Below are 15523 nucleotides of genomic sequence, written 5' to 3'. Positions count from 1 at the left end.
GATCAGATTGTTGCCCAGGAGCGGTTGAACCGCCTGCAGGATAGCTCGCAGAAATACGTTACCCAGATTGGTGAGAAAACCAAAGCGCTGGTGGCGGGTGGCAGCATGAGCAGCCGCGGTGCGCAGCGGCAAAATGAAGAGGCTCAGCTTCGGCAGGGCTGGATGAATGCTGGTGGCACCGATGCGGATCAGGGCTATCAGAATGAGCTGGCAGCATTGAAAAATTACTACGCAGAGCAGGATAAGCTGCGCGATGACTGGAAGGCGGGCGCAAAGTCTGCCTGGGCCGAATACGCCGATGCGGCCGCGGATACCTATGGTTCGATGAAGTCTGTGGCATCGGCGGCATTTGATGGGATAAGTCAGAACATGGCTGATATGTTGTTAACCGGAAAGGCTAACTTTGCTGACTTTACCCGCTCAATGCTATCAATGTTGACGCAAATCCTGATGAAGCAGGCCATGGCGGGGTTGGTTAACTCAGCGACATCTGCGCTCGGTTTTGCGGGTGGGGGGTACACCGGTACCGGTGGTAAGTATGAGCCGGCGGGTGTGGTTCACCGCGGGGAGTTTGTCTTTACCCAGGAGGCCACAAACCGGATCGGCGTCGGCAATCTGTACCGCATGATGCGCGGGTACGCGACTGGTGGCCTGGTTGGCGGGAGTGGGGGCGGTGTCGCGTCTCCGCTCGGTGTCAGCGTCTATGCACCGGTGTCCATCACCACGGGGCAAGGGGATTCCGGTCAGCAGAAAGGGAGCGGTGATGCAGTCGGAAAAGCCTATCAGCAGGTGATTGATAGCTCCGTCCGCGCGGGGATTGCGAAAGCCATACAGCCGGGCGGCATGATCTGGAATGCCAATAAACAGAGGTAAGCGATGGCGATTGAACATTTTGGATGGCGGATCAAAGCATCCAGCCAACCAACGCTAAAGAGCAAGGATAGCATCCGCACGGCGCAGTTTGGTGACGGCTATAAGCAGGTGACGGGTGCCGGGATCAACGATGAAACCTTCAGCTATGAGTATTCATTCACCGGGAAGCCGGAAACGGTCCGGGAAATTCATGCTTTCCTGCGGCGCCACAAAACAAAATCGTTCTCGTTTACCCCTCCCGGCGGTGAGCTCACGTTGTGGCGCGTCGAACCAGACAGCCTGCAGCGCGTCACCAAAAGTAAAACGGTGGAAACCGTTTCGGCCACTTTTGAACAGGCGTTTGCACCATGAGCTTAAACAGTGATTATCAGAAACTCGAGCCGGGCAATGTCGTCCGGCTTTTTGATGTCGATGGCACCGGGTTTGGCGTCAGTGATGTACTCCGTTTTCATCCGCATAATATTGCGCATACGCCGGAGGAAATCGCAGCCGCCGGCGGGGATGAGGACAAGCTACCTGCAAAATCTATCTGGTGGCAGGGGCAGGAATATAAAGCCTGGCCGTGTGAGATAGAAGGGATTGAGACGGCGACTGACGGAACCAGCGCGCAGCCGACGCTGTCGGTCGCTAATCTTGATAGTTCCATTACCGCGCTGTGTCTTGCTTACGATGACCTGCTGCAGGCGAAAGTCACTATCCACGACACACTGGCGCAGTATCTGGATGCGGTCAATTATCCGGAGGGAAACCCCGCGGCGGATCCGCAGCAGGAAAAGTTGAAGGTGTTTTATATCGATGCAAAGGATAGCGAAACGCATGAAGTGGTGGCGTTTAAACTCTCCAGCCCGATGGATCTGGAGGGGCTGATGATCCCCACCCGCCAGCTGCATTCACTTTGTACCTGGTGCATCCGTAACAAGTATCGATCGGGTGATGGTTGCGACTATGCAGGGACCCGCTATTTCGATAAGCACAACAACCCGGTTGATGACCCTTCGCAGGATGAATGCCCCGGCACGCTGACGGCATGCAAACTGCGTCACGGCGAAAGTAACGAGCTGCCGTTTGGCGGTTTTCCGGGTACTTCCCTTATCAGGAGCTGATATGCGACAGAAGATTACCGACGCCATCATGGCGCATGCCGCCGCCGAATACCCGCGGGAGTGTTGTGGTGTGGTGGTGCAGAAAAGCCTGGCGCAGCGTTACATTCCATGCCGCAATCTGGCAACGGACCCGACTGAACATTTCCACCTGTCACCGGAGGACTATGCCGCTGCCGAAGATTTGGGGACGGTTGTCGCCATCGTACACAGTCACCCGGACGCCACAACGCAGCCGAGCGAACTGGATAAGGCACAGTGTGACGCGACGCTGCTGCCCTGGCATATCGCCAGCTGGCCGGAAGGGGATATCCGTACCATTCAGCCGCGCGGCGAGTTACCACTGCTGGAGCGCCCGTTCGTGCTCGGGCACTTCGATTGCTGGGGGCTGGTGATGAGCTATTTCCGGCAAACGCATGGCATTGAGCTGACGGATTACCGCGTGGATTATCCCTGGTGGGAGGACCAGTACCCGGAGAATTTTTACCGTGATTGCTGGTATGAATGCGGTTTCCGGGAATTTACCGGGCCGCCGCGTGACGGAGATATGGTGATCATGCAGGTGCAGGCTAATAAGTGGAACCATGCCGGGATCCTGCTTGAAGGGAACATGATATTGCACCATCTATATGGGCACCTTAGTCAACGTGTCCCGTATGGCGGCTATTGGATTGACAGAACGATGAAGATTGTTCGCCATATGAAACTAATGTAAATCTCAAATTGGTGCTGCTATTATTGCCCGTAAACAAAAGGGGAATAATATGAAGAAAATATTTTTGCTTATATCAATGTCTCTGTTAGCTGGATGCGTTTCTAATCCAACAGCCGTAGAAGTCAGTAATGCAGATTATGGTTCTATGCCGACTAAGGAATTATATGAGTCGAAGATAAAAAATTATCAAGAAACGCGTTTAAAAGATCCTGACTCAGCAAAGTATAGATTTACTGAACCCCATAAAGGATGGTGTAAGTTCAATGGCAAGGTGAACTATGGCTGGATAGTAGATTACACCCTAAACGCTAAAAATAGTTATGGCGGTTATGTGGGTTCAAAACCACAATTTGCATTTGTTAAAAATGGAACTGCATATCATATGGAATATTTTATGAGGGATAACTGTGGAAGTTGATATTTTAATACAAAAATAGTACCCATCCTTTAATCAAAGGCCGCTAATAGCGGCCTTTTTTGGTGGTTTAAATGTCTACAGAAAAAATGATTCAAATAGAGCTTGGTGGTTCCCTTGGAAAAATTTATGGGAGAAAGCACTTTAGACTTATTCATAAAGTATCTGAGGCAGGAATAGCTCTTGCGAAAACTATTCCAGGATTTGAAAGCTACATGCTTAGTAGTAAACGCCGAGGGCTTACATTTGCGATCTTCAAAGGTAAAAAAAATATAGGCATAGATGATTTTGGTTTTCCTGTAACTGGGGATGTGATCAGAATTGTCCCAGTTGTTATTGGGAGTAAGAAGGCTGGATTATTACAAACAATTCTCGGGGTTGTAATCATTGCCGCATCAGCGATTGGCAGTTATTTCGCACCTGGTAACCCCATATCTGCATTTGGATTTAAGTTCGGTGCTGCCGTGATGCTTGGCGGTATTGTGCAGATGCTTTCCCCACAACCAGCAGGACTTGCCAGTAAGCAGGATGCTGATAACCAGGCTTCCTACGCCTTTGGTGGTGTGACGAACACCGCTGCCCAGGGCAACCCTGTTCCTCTTGGCTATGGACGCCGCCGGATCGGTGGCGCGATTGTGTCGGCGGGCATCTACGTCGAAGACAAGCAGTAGCAAACATCATTTCTAACAACCACCTTCGGGTGGTTTTTTTATGGGTGAAATATGGCGCCGAAAAAAATCACAGGGCGGAAAGGTGGCGGTTCTAAAAGCCGGACGCCGACGGAGCAACCGGATGATCTCCAGTCTGTCGCAAAGGCCAAATTGCTGGTGGCGCTGGGTGAGGGTGAGTTTGCTGGTGGTTTGACTGGGAAAGATATCTACCTCGACGGGACCCCACTGGAGAACGCCGACGGCTCGAAAAACTTTGGCGGGGTAGTCTGGGAGTTTCGCCCAGGTACTCAGGCTCAACAATACATCCAGGGGATTCCGGGATCAGAGAATGAAATCAGCATGGGGGTTGAGATATCCAGCGCCACCGCCTGGACCCGTACTTTCACAAATACGCTGCTCTCTGCTGTACGCCTGCGCATTAAATGGCCCTCGATTTATAAGCAGCAGGACAACGGCGACCTGGTGGGATACACCATCAATTATGCCATTGACCTGCAAACTGACGGCGGCACGTGGAAAACAGTTTTAAGCACGCGCGTATCGGGTAAAACCACCACGGGCTATGAGCGTAGCCACCGCATCGATTTACCGCAGTCTGGCAGCACGTGGACTCTGCGTTTGCGTAAAACCACAGGCGATGCGAACAGCGCCAAAGTAGGCGACACAATGACGCTTCAGAGCTACACGGAAGTGATCGACGCCAAGCTGCGTTACCCGAACACCGCGCTGCTCTATATCGAGTTTGATTCGAGCCAGTTTAATGGCTCCATTCCGCAAATTTCCTGCGAGCCGAAAATGCGGGTTATCCGCGTGCCGGATAACTACGACCCTGAAACCAGAAGTTATCTCGGTACCTGGACCGGTGTGTTTAAATGGGCCTGGACAGATAACCCTGCGTGGGTTTTTTACGATCTGGTTCTGAGCGACCGCTTTGGGCTCGGCAATCGCCTGACGACTGCCAATATAGACAAATGGTCACTCTATGAAGTCGCGCAGTATTGCGACCAGATGGTGCCAGATGGTAAGGGCGGCGACGGCACAGAACCGCGTTATACCTGCAATGTCTACGTGCAGGACCGGAACGATGCTTACACCGTGATGCGTGATTTCGCGGCTATCTTCCGGGGCATGACTTACTGGGGCGGTGATCAGATTGTGGCGCTGGCCGATATGCCGCGGGATATCGATTTTTCCTACACGCGCGCAAACGTGGTCGACGGCCTGTTTACCTACGCCAGCAGCACGACCAAAACCCGTTACACCACCGCACTGGTTTCCTGGTCCGATCCGGACAATGCCTACGCCGATGCCATGGAGCCGGTATTCGAACAGCAGCTCGTTGCGCGCTACGGTTTTAATCAGCTGGAAATGACCGCTATTGGCTGCACCCGGCAGTCGGAAGCAAACCGCAAGGGACGCTGGGGAATTCTGACCAACAATAAGGATCGGGTCGTTACGTTCTCTGTAGGTCTGGACGGTAATATCCCGCAGCCTGGTTACATCATCGCTGTCGCTGATGAGCTGCTTTCTGGGAAAGTCACCGGTGGCCGTATTCGTTCGGTGAATGGTCGGGTTATCGAACTTGACCGGGTGGCCGATGCCGTTGCTGGCGACCGTCTGATACTTAACCTGCCATCTGGTGCGGCGCAGAGCCGAACTATTCAGGCGATAAACGGCAACAAGATTACCGTCACAACGGCATTCAGTGAGACGCCAGAGGCGGAGTGTGTGTGGGTTGTTGAGTCTGATGAACTCTATGCCCAGCAGTATCGGGTGGTCAGTGTATCTGACAATAACGACGGCACGTTTACGATTTCCGGCGCGGCTCATGACCCGGATAAATATGCCCGGATCGACACTGGCGCCATCATTGACCAGCGGCCTGTCAGCGTTATCCCTCCGGGTAATCAGTCAGCGCCGGCGGATATTGTCATCGGGAGTTATTCCGCTGTGCAGCAGGGTATCAACGTGGAAACGTTGCGCGCGACCTGGTCCGTTGTTGATAACGCTATCGCCTATGAAGCGCAGTGGCGCCGCGATGATGGCAACTGGGTGAATGTGCCACGGAGCTCAACGACGAGCTTTGAAGTGGAATCCATCTACTCCGGGCGCTATCTGGTTCGCGTTCGCGCAATCAACGCGGCGGAAATATCGTCCGGATGGGGATACTCGGCAGAGGCCACGCTGACTGGGAAAGTGGGCAATCCACCGAAGCCAGTAGGTTTTGCGGCCACGCCGATTAACTGGGGTATCCGCCTGAACTGGGGATTCCCGGCGAACACATCGGACACCCTGAAAACGGAAATCCAGTACACCCCGAATGGTGACCAGTCGGATCCGCTTTTGCTGAGTGATGTTCCATACCCTTCATCTGAGTACTCCCAACTTGGTCTTAAAGCCGGGCAGGAATTCTGGTTCCGTGCGCAGCTGGTCGATAAAAGCGGGAATGAATCCGGGTGGACGAGCTGGATCAGGGGAATGGCCAATAACAACGCCGATGACTACCTGGGCGATATCGCTGGCGATTTCCTGACGTCAAAAGACGGCGACGCGCTGACCAGCCAGATTGACCAGAATCTTGAAGGCACCCTACAGAACGCACTGGCGAACAATGCGACGGTTGAGCATCAGTGGGCGCAATTCGGTGAAGTTCGGGCAGACATCCTGGTGGTCAAAACAACTATCGCTACCGTAGATAAGGCGATGGCCGAGCTATCGACTACCGTGCAGGCCGAGTTCGGCGATATTACTGCCTCGCTGGAAGACAAGCTGACGGCCGTGGTTGACGTTGATGGCGCATCAGCAATCCACACAATGAAAGTGGGCGTGCGCATTAATGATGTCTATTACGGTGCCGGGATGTCTATTGCTGTTGTCGCGGAGACGGGCCAGCCGGTGGTAACTCGTATTGGGTTTAACGCGAACCAACTTGTTCTGTTGAGTGGTGAGGACGATGAACAGCATTCACCATTTGCCGTAATTAACGGGCAGATGTTCGTCAGTGAAGGGTTTATTCAGTATGGCGAAATTACGCTGGCAAAAATTGGTGAACTGCGCTCATCAAATTACGTAGAGGGTAAAACGGGCACCATTATGAAAGCCGATGGAACGTTTGAATTAAACGGCGGCACAGAAGGTGAGGGGCGTAACGTAATCGATAATGAGGGGCAGAAAGTATATGACGAAAATAATGTTCTTCGGGTTGTTGTTGGTAAGTATTAGCGGTTGTTCTTCTATTTTCAATGCGTTAAATAGCGGGATTAAAACGGTCGATTGCACGGCCGTTTATTCGTCGCATTTAGGTGCTGGCGCTGAACTTCGTACTGCAACAGTGGCTATCAAAAAGATTCGCATTGATAAGAATGGAACATATTGGATTAAACCCATTAATAACCTGTCTGTGCGATTCTTTCCGGGCTGGAAATCGACCGAACATTTAACGGACTATCAATGCAAGGGGGATGATTATGGCCTACGGAGTGCAGTTGTTCGATTCCAACGGTATTAATCTTGTGGATAGATTTGTACCTTCATTTATTGTTGATTACATTATTTCGGGAAGTGGTACACGAACCTATGCTGGTGTTACAGGGAAAACCTTGAACGCATCACCATTAAATTACATTACAAGTATAAATGGTGTTGGTACTACGCCATCAGCAGTATCTGTTTCAGGTAATACATTAACTTTTTCAAATGCATCATCCGAGTGCCCCATCATTGTTTACTATCAGTAGGAGAGGTTTATGTCGTTTGGTCTTAAAATCTTCAGGGATGATGGGTCTCTATGGATAAGTCCTGATGTGACGCCACTTAATTACATAGGTAAGGTTAATTTCAGTAGTGCCGGAACATTTACTACAACAATCCCATCGAATAAAAATTTGATGATATTTTTGCGAAACACCACCGCTGCATCAGCAACGCGTGTCACGACCAGTAATTCTGGTGCATTCTGGGTGATTACCATTGCACAAACTAATTCAGGTGGTGTTCTGTATCTTTTCTCAAATATGGTCCTGAATACAAGTGGGTGGGGTGTGGCTGTATATAATTCCGTAGGGGAAATGGTCTGGAATACGGATATGCTGCCACTACAGATGTTTATGGTTAACAATCCTTACGGCGTCTCACAATCAGGGAATTTTAGTGTCGAAACTGGTGTTCAGGTTGCTGTAACGCCGGGAGTGTGTTCGACATATATAGCTGTTATAGATGCACCTCGGAATATATTTCTGTGGGGGGTTATAAGTGCTGGGGCTTTTGGTACTCGTATTTATGGCGTTCGCACATCAGGCGTGCAGGTTGAAGGCCAGAAACAGGTCTGGAAATACAAAGAATCATTTCTGTGCATAGACATTTCGAAATACCCATAAGCCAGTTTTATCCAGGGCTTTTCAGCGGGTTTTACATTAAGGAGGGAACATGTCAGCAGGCACTTTAACCCTGACGAATAACTCAGATGCAGTAACAGGTTCTGGTACTGCATTTACGACCGACCTGACTGCCGGTGATTTTGTGGTTTCTGTTGTCGGGGGAGTTACCTATTCACTCCCCGTTAAGACAGTGACCAGCAATACAGCTCTGATTCTGGCCGCGCCATATCAGGGACCGACGCAAACAAAACTGGCCTGGTCAGCCGTGCCATTTAATACCATGAATCGGGTGACGGCAGGGATGGTAACGCAGGCCACTGAAGCATTGCGTGGATTAAACCTCGATAAACAGAACTGGCAGTCTGTTTTCTCGGCTCCGGGTAATATCACTGTTGAATTACCCGATGGCTCAAAGTATACGGGGCCGTCATGGCTTTCTGTTGCATCCCAGGCTGGTAACTTGTCTGCATTAGGCATCGGTGGGACTGGCATCTCGTTAACCGCACTGGACTGGCAGACATTTGACTTTGTGCCTGGTGCAAAATTTAACGTTTCGTCTCTGAACATAACAAACACGCCACCGGTGCTTACTATTCCTTCCGGTAGTTATGGGGTGCTGATTAACGTAACAGGATACGAGGGAAATAACCGGCATGTTGAAGTGTGGATTTCTACAACAACTGCGGCAAATTATTATCATTACGAAATCAGGGTAACAAATAATAATCAGCCAGGGCAGCGTGCGTTTACCGTGCGTCAGATTTGGACATCTGCCGACGTTATCCCATTAGCCAATACCGCGTTATCAACCATTGGTATTGGCGGGTCCTCTAGCTCTATATCAAACTTCGATTGGCAAAACGCCGAAATTGAGCAAGGGGCTACCCTCAATCTTAACGCGGCAAACTGGATAGGGGCGCCAGTGGGAACCCCAACATCTTCGATAGTTGCACTGGAGTGTGTCGTTGTGAGTGGTGCAAATAACACCAACAGACGACAAGTGTGGCGATTGACACCAATCCACAATGCACCAGACCGTCCAATTATAGAAGTGTCCGTGTATGGGGCGACAGGTGCAAGAACGTTCCAGGTTATGTTCGATCTTACTTACACGGACGATTTAACCGGACGCGCACGTGCGAGGGACAAGCTTGGATTTAACTCTAATCTAGGGATAGGTGGTCAGATTGGAGCCCTGGCCGCATTTGACTGGCAAACTTTCGCGTTCGAAACCTCAGCGCATTACAACGTATCGGCAGGTTCCTGGGCAGGAGCACCATCTGAGCTTTCATCTGTATCAGGTAATGTGGCCATTGTTGTTGTTGCGTCTAGCAATACACAAACGGGGTCTTCGGCGTGGAACATTCTGGAACTTACCACATACGACAGCAACAATTCTAGCCGTAGAATATTTTCAGTTGTATGTCGCGGCGCTATCGGTTCTCGGACTTTCTCAGTTACCCCTTTATTAACCAAAGCCGATCTCGATTCGCGCGTTGGCTATGCCATGCTTGATTTTGGCACTATGTCCTTGTCACAACGCAAAGTGATGCCTAATCCATTTGGTGTTAATCAGCCGGTGGAGGTAGTTGCAGAGACGAGAAGAACTGACCTGAGCACACTGCCACAGCCAAGATGGGCCGAAACCGGCTGGATTTATTCATCTGGTGGGTACGGGGTTAAGGCATCTTATGTCGAGGGTGAGGGAATTGTTGTCCAGTGCGGGGGCAACTCACTGGGAAACACAAGTACGCAGACTGGGAGTGCTCATCAGATTACTGATTTTGCAGTAGCCAACAATCTGCCTGTCCGCGTCCATGTACGGAAGATCACATCATGAAAATAATCTACGTAAACCAGGAAGATAATAGAAGCTGGAGCACCACCCCGTCAGCATTTGACGGCCTGAACTACCCAGCCATAGTTCCGGATGATTTCACCGGCGGCGCGATGACACATAATCGTGTCACTGATGAATGGGTGACGGACCCGGCTTATGTTCGTAGTCATGTCGATGATGTTTACGACGCTGAAGCCAGCCGTAGTCAACTGAAAGCTGAGGCGGACGACACTATGTCTGGCTGGGTTCTGGATTTGAATTTGGGACTGATTAGCGACGAAGATAAGCAAAAGCTAATCGCCTGGCGGTTGTATGTGAAAGCGCTGGATGCGCTGGAACTGGACGCTGCGCCGGATATTGAGTGGCCACCGCGTCCGGAAAATTAACGCCACAGCGCTTTACTCTGCCGAACCGCCATCATAATGGCTTTCCCCATGCTTTCGCACTGAGGGAAACCAGGTCACCTCTACCGCGAGTTGATAAACGCCAATACGCTAAATCGGTATAGTAGAAAAGTAATACTTGAGGCACTGGCGGAACGTAAATCTGAAAGCGACCCGCCATTTGACATAGGGGTGAAATGTAACTCATTGATGTAATATATGTTATATGTTATATGTTATATGTTATATGTTATATGTTATATGTTATATGTTATATGTTATATGTTATATGTTATATGTCATTGCGAATTTAGAATGAAAAAGTAACAGTCTGAAAAATGAGCCAATTCACCACCAAAGAAATCGCGCTAATATCTCATAAGCTAAAAGATATCAGTGATACATGGTCAGATTTATGGGTTTTTCTTTACCTCGTGCCACTTAGTGTTGGCCAGGTTATCAATCTCAAGCATAGAAACTTTGACGGAAAATATCTGAATCTCGAAAAGGGGGCGAGATTTAAAAGTGTTCAGTTAGAGGCTCCTCCTCTGATCTGCGAACTCATACAGAGGCGCAAAGAAAAATATCCCGATGATATCTATATTTTTCAGAGTCATTCTAACAGGGTCAAATTTCAGGGTAAGCCTGTAACCGTTATTGCGTTCAACCAGGCATTGAAAATTGCATCCAAAGGTATCACGGAACAAATAGTGAGCAGCAAAAGCGCTCGACTATAGATCTAGATGCTACTGGAAGGTGAGCGCCTAATTGTTGGTATATTATCTGGGGGAAAGTGGCTAAGTTATTGAAGAAAATAGGTATTAAGTACCCAATATATACCACTTATAAAAGCTAACTTATTGATTTACTGTGCATTCTCTCCGGTCTTGAAAACCAGTGTCGTGGAAGGCGCGGTTTATAGCACTTTGAGTGCCGCGCCTGCCAATTAACTGTATGAGCTAAGACTCTGTCTGGCTGTTTCCGTAGACAAATGGCAATCAAATCTAAACATCTGTTATGTACGAACAGCGGAAGTTCTCAGTTGTTCTCACCGTATTATCCAAACAGATTAATTGATACATCAGGGAACCCGTAATTACGCGACCCTCTATTACCCGGATTCCCTATGTTTCCTAGATTTCCCAAGTATTTGTTTAGAATCATATTTTCATGAAGTTCACCAACGTATTGGCCAGAAAGCTTATGCACATGTGTTCCGCGAAGTTGACCAACGGCACTACCGTTCATGCTATGTATAAAATTACCACGTATAAAACCTACGGCATTTCCTTGTGAATTATAGATATAATTTGTCATTTAGTTACTCCACGCTTTCTCAGTTAATATTAACCTACTTACTTTACAAAAATATAAATGAGTAATATATACTGCTTCATCACGTAATCATGGCATTAATGCCAAATTGATTTACCCTGCCGCACCGCGCCCATGATAGCTTTGCCGATGCTGTTGAATTCAGGCAACCCCATCATAACCCACCTCGAGTCTACGAAAGCAAGAAGCCGAAAGTGTTCCCCGTCAGCTCCGGTTATGGCAAAGCTGCGCATTCCTTTCTCTGGCACGGGGAGTCGTTCCTCCGTCTTGGGAAAGTAAATGCGGATCCCCGAGATGATCATGTTATCCATTATTCAGCTACCAGCCAGAACTCAGCCTCTTCAAACATCTCCTGGACAGCGCGGCTAATCTGCTCCTTTTCATGCTTGCTGGCGTCCGTGTTAATCGCCGGCAACGTCATCATCGGCTTAACCCTCACATCAGCATCAGGGAAGATGCGGTGTACTCTCTTGCTTAACTCCCCCAGAATAATGTCCTTCGCACCTGGCAAACCATCAAAATTCCTTTTGTCATAAACGAGTTCCACAAACATGCTTTAGCTCCTCTTTACTGGATGTAATTACAGTATATATACTGTATGCATGTACAGCAATTTGATTGGGGATAAAAATGCCTCGTAGATACGAAATAGAAGGTGCATTCAGGGAGGCAGTTAGAAGGGAGGCCAACGGGCGAAGAACAGTGACAACTGTCGATTTCGTCGAAAAACTTGCGGCGGTAAATTGGCATTGGTCACTAAAAGAGGCCAACAACTGGATCGAGTGTTACATCACTACATTCAAAGACATTTCAGATCAGGAGGGGGAAGCGCGTACATTCATGCTCTACAACCCGAACAGCGGGGGGTATTGAGATGGGTTTTGTTTCCCCAGCCCAGGATTACGCGGAAAACCGGATTTCCCTCGACCAGCAATTTATCGCGCACCCAAGTGCAACATACTTCATGAGGGCCGCAACAACGTACATACGCGCGGGGATCGCACAAGGTGCATTGCTTATCATTGATAGCTCAGTAAACCCTTGTGATGGTTCTGTGGTGGTTTGTAGCCTCGGCGGGGAGTTCAAACTTCGACGCTACCGGCTTTACCCGTCCCCACATTTTGAGCATTTAAGCGGTGACGGCCGGAAAGATAAAATAGATCCGCTATGGGCAGATGAAAACGATTGGATTTTTGGCGTCGTGACACACGCGGTAAACGATATGCGAACGATGGAGTTTGATGATTGCCCGGTCATATGAGCACAGAAACAAAAAAGCCCGCATAAGCGGGCTTTCATGTCACTCGGGAGCCGCGGCTCCTTTGCGTATCCTTTTTAGTCCCCTCACCGTCTGGTCGGTGTCCTGCCGAGACTGCTAACTTCCTGTTATTGCTAGTGCTGTCCTAGCACTGTCCAATCAAGATTGGTGGAGCTGGCGGGAGTTGAACCCGCGTCCGAAATTCCTACATCCTTGGCACTACATGCTTAGTCAGTCTTTACATTCGCCTGGCACCTGCGGACAGACACGCCACTACCAAACTAGCCTGATTAGTTTTAACGCTTCAACCCCAGGCAAGGTTTCCACGCGATCTCTTTTGGGTTTGACCTCTCTTTGATCCCCGTCTTAAGAGCGGAAGCTAGGGAGAGAGGGCTCTTAGCAGGTTATTAAGCTGCTAAAGCGTAGTTTTCGTCGTTTGCGACTATTTTTTTGCGGCTTTTTACGAGGCCAACCGCCCCTCGGCATGCACCTTGGGTTTCGCGAATCCCGTCGAATCCAGAATCAGCCCCAATAGTGATGCGGTGAGTATAACACTTTTGCATCTTGCGACGCTAGCCCTGTGCGAATAGAAATAATGGGCTAATTAAACCGGCTGGAGTACAAAAAATAAACGAAATACAGAGGGTTAAGATAGATGAAAAGGTGGGGGAGTTTGCAGAAATAGCCGCTTGCCTGTGGGAACAGGCAAGCGTTGAACGAATTAGCGTCCGGCATGTTTCATGATACGGGCTTTATCAACCTGCCATTCACGGTCTTTGACGTCGGTACGTTTGTCGTGTTGTTTCTTACCTTTTGCCACACCGATTTTGACCTTACACCAGGCGTTCTTCCAGTACAGGGAAAGGGCGACCACGGTATAGCCTTCGCGATTGATGCGGCCATACAGGTTGTCGAGCTCACGTTGGTTCAACAGCAGTTTGCGCGTGCGCGTTGGATCGCATACGTAGTGAGTTGAGGCAACGGCCATTGGCGTGAAGTTAGCACCAAATAGATAGGCTTCGCCGTCTTTTAAGATAACGTAGCTGTCACCGATGTTGGCTTTGCCTGCACGCAGGGATTTCACTTCCCAGCCCTGGAGGGCCAGACCCGCTTCAAACTCTTCTTCAATAAAGTATTCGTGGCGGGCGCGTTTGTTCAGCGCAATGGTGGCTGATCCAGGTTTGTGTGCTTTTTTCTTTGTCATATTATCCTGAACTTATCGCTAATCTGATAAACATAGCCTCAAGCTCCCGCGAGGCGTAATGGCTTATCTTAGCATGATATAGACAGTGTCCGTTTTTTTTAACAGTAGATAAATGATACTATTTACGTCGTGTTCGAACATGGAAATTGCTATGCCTCAGATTAGCCGTACTGCACTGGTTCCCTACAGCGCAGAGCAAATGTATCAACTGGTGAATGATGTGAATGCCTACCCGGATTTTATCCCCGGTTGTACAGGCAGCCGCGTTCTGGAGTCGGGCCCGACGCAAATGACGGCGGCGGTGGATGTCTCTAAGGCTGGCATCAGTAAGACCTTTACCACGCGCAATACGTTAACAAGCAACCAGAGCATCCTGATGCATCTGGTCGATGGGCCGTTCAAGAAGCTGATCGGCGGCTGGAAGTTTACGCCGTTAAGCCAGGATGCCTGCAAGATTGAGTTTCAGCTCGACTTCGAGTTTACCAATAAGCTCATTGAACTGGCGTTTGGTCGCATCTTTAAAGAACTGGCGCTGAACATGGTGCAGGCGTTCACGACGCGTGCCAGAGAGGTGTACAGTGCCGGGTAAGATTGCCGTTGAAGTCGTGTATGCGCTGCCGCAAAAACAGTACCTACAGCGCGTCACCCTCGACGAAGGGGCGACGGTGGAGCAGGCGATTCAGGCAAGCGGATTGTTGACGCTGCGCGATGATATCGACCTTAGCAAAAATAAGGTTGGGATTTATAGCCGCCCGGCAAAATTGCAGGACGTGGTGAATGATGGCGATCGCGTTGAAATTTACCGCCCGCTGATTGCCGATCCGAAAGAGTTGCGTCGTCAGCGTGCCGAGAAATCAGGGCATAATAAGGGATAGCCTCTTTTTGCTCTGCTACAGACCAATAAAAAAGCGCTCATTGAGCGCTTTTTTCTATTAGCCGTAGATTTACTTCGTCAGGGCCGGTTTGTTGTCGATATTGGTCAACACGCCGCTGCTGTTGAAGGTCAGCGTCAGCGTCTGCTGAGTGACTGTCTCATGCCCTGGCTGCTGACGGAAAACGTAGAACCAGGTGTTGGTGCCGAACGGGTCGGTCATCATCGGTGTACCTAAGGTGTAGGCAACCTGTTGTTGCGTCATGCCAGTACGGATTTTGGCAATATCGTTAGGTACCAGATAGTTCCCCTGACTAATATCAGGACGGTAAACCACTCGCTCCAGAGTGGAACAGCCTGCAGTCATCATCAGAAGAACCGCTGCGGCAGCAGTCAGCGTTTTACAGCGCATAGTGATTTGATTCCTTTTCGGGCCCGAGCAGTACGCGGCTCATATGTATATGCCGATGATAATAGACCTG

The 15523-nt window shown here is 49.6% G+C and carries 21 protein-coding genes and 1 other RNA gene; 16 read left to right on the top strand and 6 right to left on the bottom strand.

Features of this window, described 5'->3' with window-relative positions; all coding sequences use genetic code 11:
• The 12 genes from ABOC97_RS22650 to ABOC97_RS22595 form a co-directional block, all read left to right on the top strand.
• Positions 1-873: phage tail tape measure protein (locus tag ABOC97_RS22650; protein WP_349601963.1), on the top strand; the 873-nt coding region annotated here is incomplete at its 5' end.
• 3 nt (positions 874-876) lie between these two features.
• Positions 877-1224 (top strand): phage tail protein, encoded by a 348-nt coding sequence (locus ABOC97_RS22645; RefSeq protein ID WP_333009954.1) that lies wholly within the window; start codon positions 877-879, stop codon positions 1222-1224.
• On the top strand, positions 1221-1976 hold the full coding sequence (locus ABOC97_RS22640) for a phage minor tail protein L (RefSeq protein ID WP_349601960.1): 756 nt from the start codon (positions 1221-1223) through the stop codon (positions 1974-1976). Before ABOC97_RS22645 ends, ABOC97_RS22640 begins: the two co-directional genes overlap by 4 nt.
• 1 nt (position 1977) lies before the next feature.
• A complete protein-coding gene (locus tag ABOC97_RS22635) occupies positions 1978-2688 on the top strand; it encodes a C40 family peptidase (RefSeq protein ID WP_349601958.1) in 711 nt (236 codons plus the stop codon).
• A 49-nt stretch (positions 2689-2737) separates the two neighbouring features.
• Positions 2738-3106 (top strand): hypothetical protein, encoded by a 369-nt coding sequence (locus ABOC97_RS22630; RefSeq protein ID WP_318243311.1) that lies wholly within the window; start codon positions 2738-2740, stop codon positions 3104-3106.
• A 71-nt stretch (positions 3107-3177) separates the two neighbouring features.
• Positions 3178-3774, top strand: a complete 597-nt coding sequence (locus ABOC97_RS22625; RefSeq protein WP_349601955.1) for a tail assembly protein — start codon at positions 3178-3180, stop codon at positions 3772-3774.
• Positions 3775-3825: 51 nt separating this feature from the next.
• On the top strand, positions 3826-6996 hold the full coding sequence (locus tag ABOC97_RS22620) for a TipJ family phage tail tip protein (RefSeq protein ID WP_349601954.1): 3171 nt from the start codon (positions 3826-3828) through the stop codon (positions 6994-6996).
• A 245-nt stretch (positions 6997-7241) separates the two neighbouring features.
• Positions 7242-7511, top strand: a complete 270-nt coding sequence (locus tag ABOC97_RS22615) for a hypothetical protein (protein ID WP_318243308.1) — start codon at positions 7242-7244, stop codon at positions 7509-7511.
• Between the two features lie 9 nt (positions 7512-7520).
• Positions 7521-8150 carry a hypothetical protein gene (locus tag ABOC97_RS22610; RefSeq protein ID WP_349601951.1) on the top strand — a complete coding sequence of 210 codons (630 nt, stop codon included), beginning with the start codon at positions 7521-7523 and terminating at the stop codon, positions 8148-8150.
• 49 nt (positions 8151-8199) lie between these two features.
• Positions 8200-9990 (top strand): hypothetical protein, encoded by a 1791-nt coding sequence (locus ABOC97_RS24090; RefSeq protein WP_459253840.1) that lies wholly within the window; start codon positions 8200-8202, stop codon positions 9988-9990.
• Positions 9987-10376, top strand: a complete 390-nt coding sequence (locus ABOC97_RS22600; protein WP_349601949.1) for a tail fiber assembly protein — start codon at positions 9987-9989, stop codon at positions 10374-10376. The genes ABOC97_RS24090 and ABOC97_RS22600 overlap by 4 nt, the downstream gene beginning before the upstream one ends.
• A gap of 335 nt (positions 10377-10711) precedes the next feature.
• Entirely contained in the window at positions 10712-11110 is a 399-nt protein-coding gene (locus tag ABOC97_RS22595) for a hypothetical protein (RefSeq protein ID WP_112204447.1), read from the top strand.
• A gap of 319 nt (positions 11111-11429) precedes the next feature.
• Here the strand turns inward: ABOC97_RS22595 and ABOC97_RS24085 are convergent, their stop codons facing one another.
• From ABOC97_RS24085 to ABOC97_RS22585, 3 genes are all read right to left on the bottom strand, one after another.
• Positions 11430-11690, bottom strand: a complete 261-nt coding sequence (locus ABOC97_RS24085) for a 4-fold beta flower protein (protein WP_459253839.1) — start codon at positions 11688-11690, stop codon at positions 11430-11432.
• A gap of 95 nt (positions 11691-11785) precedes the next feature.
• Positions 11786-12019, bottom strand: coding sequence for a hypothetical protein (locus ABOC97_RS22590; RefSeq protein ID WP_349601946.1), 234 nt, complete (start codon positions 12017-12019; stop codon positions 11786-11788).
• On the bottom strand, positions 12019-12261 hold the full coding sequence (locus ABOC97_RS22585) for a DinI-like family protein (protein ID WP_281549132.1): 243 nt from the start codon (positions 12259-12261) through the stop codon (positions 12019-12021). Before ABOC97_RS22585 ends, ABOC97_RS22590 begins: the two co-directional genes overlap by 1 nt.
• 77 nt (positions 12262-12338) lie before the next feature.
• On the opposite strand from ABOC97_RS22585, the gene ABOC97_RS22580 reads away from it, so the two are divergent.
• Together ABOC97_RS22580 and ABOC97_RS22575 are read left to right on the top strand one after the other, a co-directional pair.
• Positions 12339-12581, top strand: coding sequence for a DNA polymerase V (locus tag ABOC97_RS22580; RefSeq protein ID WP_349601944.1), 243 nt, complete (start codon positions 12339-12341; stop codon positions 12579-12581).
• A gap of 1 nt (position 12582) precedes the next feature.
• Positions 12583-12969, top strand: coding sequence for a HumD family translesion DNA polymerase (locus ABOC97_RS22575; protein ID WP_349601942.1), 387 nt, complete (start codon positions 12583-12585; stop codon positions 12967-12969).
• Positions 12970-13132: 163 nt separating this feature from the next.
• On the opposite strand, the gene ssrA is transcribed toward ABOC97_RS22575, so the two are convergent.
• Together ssrA and smpB are read right to left on the bottom strand one after the other, a co-directional pair.
• Positions 13133-13496, bottom strand: a transfer-messenger RNA (tmRNA) gene (gene ssrA / locus ABOC97_RS22570).
• A gap of 191 nt (positions 13497-13687) precedes the next feature.
• The gene (smpB, locus tag ABOC97_RS22565) at positions 13688-14170 is read right to left on the bottom strand and encodes an SsrA-binding protein SmpB (RefSeq protein ID WP_234504298.1); all 483 of its coding nucleotides are present in this window, start codon (positions 14168-14170) and stop codon (positions 13688-13690) included.
• A 151-nt stretch (positions 14171-14321) separates the two neighbouring features.
• Between smpB and ABOC97_RS22560 the strand changes: the two genes are divergently transcribed.
• The gene (locus ABOC97_RS22560; RefSeq protein WP_349601939.1) at positions 14322-14759 is read left to right on the top strand and encodes a type II toxin-antitoxin system RatA family toxin; all 438 of its coding nucleotides are present in this window, start codon (positions 14322-14324) and stop codon (positions 14757-14759) included.
• Positions 14749-15045, top strand: a complete 297-nt coding sequence (locus ABOC97_RS22555; protein WP_349601937.1) for an RnfH family protein — start codon at positions 14749-14751, stop codon at positions 15043-15045. The genes ABOC97_RS22560 and ABOC97_RS22555 overlap by 11 nt, the downstream gene beginning before the upstream one ends.
• A gap of 69 nt (positions 15046-15114) precedes the next feature.
• Here the strand turns inward: ABOC97_RS22555 and bamE are convergent, their stop codons facing one another.
• The gene (gene bamE, locus ABOC97_RS22550) at positions 15115-15453 is read right to left on the bottom strand and encodes an outer membrane protein assembly factor BamE (RefSeq protein WP_234504291.1); all 339 of its coding nucleotides are present in this window, start codon (positions 15451-15453) and stop codon (positions 15115-15117) included.
• Between the last annotated feature and the right edge of the window lie 70 nt (positions 15454-15523).

This window comes from Kluyvera huaxiensis, from assembly GCF_040149365.1.
GTDB lineage: Bacteria > Pseudomonadota > Gammaproteobacteria > Enterobacterales > Enterobacteriaceae > Kluyvera > Kluyvera intermedia_A.
This window is presented reverse-complemented; position numbering and strand designations above follow the sequence as displayed.

Bases quoted from the DNA above. Each gene is read 5' to 3' on its own strand.
- ABOC97_RS22625 (WP_349601955.1), top strand. From the start codon at position 3,178: ATGTCTACAGAAAAAATGATTCAAATAGAGCTTGGTGGTTCCCTTGGA.
- ABOC97_RS22580 (WP_349601944.1), top strand. From the start codon at position 12,339: ATGCCTCGTAGATACGAAATAGAAGGTGCATTCAGGGAGGCAGTTAGA.
- ABOC97_RS22610 (WP_349601951.1), top strand. From the start codon at position 7,521: ATGTCGTTTGGTCTTAAAATCTTCAGGGATGATGGGTCTCTATGGATA.
- ABOC97_RS22640 (WP_349601960.1), top strand. From the start codon at position 1,221: ATGAGCTTAAACAGTGATTATCAGAAACTCGAGCCGGGCAATGTCGTC.
- bamE (WP_234504291.1), bottom strand. From the start codon at position 15,453: ATGCGCTGTAAAACGCTGACTGCTGCCGCAGCGGTTCTTCTGATGATG.
- ABOC97_RS22575 (WP_349601942.1), top strand. From the start codon at position 12,583: ATGGGTTTTGTTTCCCCAGCCCAGGATTACGCGGAAAACCGGATTTCC.
- ABOC97_RS22630 (WP_318243311.1), top strand. From the start codon at position 2,738: ATGAAGAAAATATTTTTGCTTATATCAATGTCTCTGTTAGCTGGATGC.
- ABOC97_RS22615 (WP_318243308.1), top strand. From the start codon at position 7,242: ATGGCCTACGGAGTGCAGTTGTTCGATTCCAACGGTATTAATCTTGTG.
- ABOC97_RS22595 (WP_112204447.1), top strand. From the start codon at position 10,712: ATGAGCCAATTCACCACCAAAGAAATCGCGCTAATATCTCATAAGCTA.
- ABOC97_RS22620 (WP_349601954.1), top strand. From the start codon at position 3,826: ATGGCGCCGAAAAAAATCACAGGGCGGAAAGGTGGCGGTTCTAAAAGC.
- ABOC97_RS24085 (WP_459253839.1), bottom strand. From the start codon at position 11,690: ATGACAAATTATATCTATAATTCACAAGGAAATGCCGTAGGTTTTATA.
- ABOC97_RS24090 (WP_459253840.1), top strand. From the start codon at position 8,200: ATGTCAGCAGGCACTTTAACCCTGACGAATAACTCAGATGCAGTAACA.
- smpB (WP_234504298.1), bottom strand. From the start codon at position 14,170: ATGACAAAGAAAAAAGCACACAAACCTGGATCAGCCACCATTGCGCTG.
- ABOC97_RS22590 (WP_349601946.1), bottom strand. From the start codon at position 12,019: ATGGATAACATGATCATCTCGGGGATCCGCATTTACTTTCCCAAGACG.
- ABOC97_RS22635 (WP_349601958.1), top strand. From the start codon at position 1,978: ATGCGACAGAAGATTACCGACGCCATCATGGCGCATGCCGCCGCCGAA.
- ABOC97_RS22585 (WP_281549132.1), bottom strand. From the start codon at position 12,261: ATGTTTGTGGAACTCGTTTATGACAAAAGGAATTTTGATGGTTTGCCA.
- ABOC97_RS22560 (WP_349601939.1), top strand. From the start codon at position 14,322: ATGCCTCAGATTAGCCGTACTGCACTGGTTCCCTACAGCGCAGAGCAA.
- ABOC97_RS22645 (WP_333009954.1), top strand. From the start codon at position 877: ATGGCGATTGAACATTTTGGATGGCGGATCAAAGCATCCAGCCAACCA.
- ABOC97_RS22600 (WP_349601949.1), top strand. From the start codon at position 9,987: ATGAAAATAATCTACGTAAACCAGGAAGATAATAGAAGCTGGAGCACC.